This window comes from Streptomyces sp. MMG1121 (assembly GCF_001280015.1).
Classification (GTDB): domain Bacteria; phylum Actinomycetota; class Actinomycetes; order Streptomycetales; family Streptomycetaceae; genus Streptomyces.
Map to the genome: position 1 here is coordinate 1 of NZ_LGDV01000067.1, position 570 is coordinate 570.

Here is a 570-nt window from a genome sequence, read left to right on the forward strand (position 1 = left end):
CGCCGACAGACCCGCACTCGCCAACGCCTGCCGGATCACACGCTGCTGCGAAGGACCGTTCGGCGCGGTCAGCCCATTGGACGCACCATCCTGGTTCACGGCCGTCCCACGGACGACCGCCAGGACCTCGTGACCGTTCCGCCGCGCGTCCGACAACCGCTCCAGCAAAACCAGACCCACACCCTCGGCCCACGCAGTCCCGTCCGCACCCGCCGCGAACGACTTGCACCGCCCGTCCGGCGCAAGCCCCCGCTGCCGCGAGAACTGCACGAACGCGATGGGCGTGGACATCACGGCGACACCGCCGGCGAGGGCGAGCGAACACTCGCCGTTGCGCAGCGACTGGACCGCCGAGTGCATCGCCACCAAAGACGACGAACACGCCGTGTCCACCGTCACAGAGGGACCTTCGAGCCCGAGGGTGTACGAGACGCGGCCGGAGACAAGACTGCCGGCGGCGACCGCCTCGCTGTAGTCGTGGTACATGGCTCCGGCGAAGACGCCCGTACGACTGCCCTTCAGCGAGACCGGATCAATCCCGGCCCGCTCCAACACCTCCCACGACACCTC

Annotated in this window: 1 protein-coding gene; it reads right to left on the reverse strand. The window is 69.3% G+C overall.

From position 1 onward, the window contains the following. On the reverse strand, nucleotides 1-570 hold a 570-nt coding region (locus tag ADK64_RS08000; protein WP_199829527.1), incomplete at both ends, for a beta-ketoacyl synthase N-terminal-like domain-containing protein.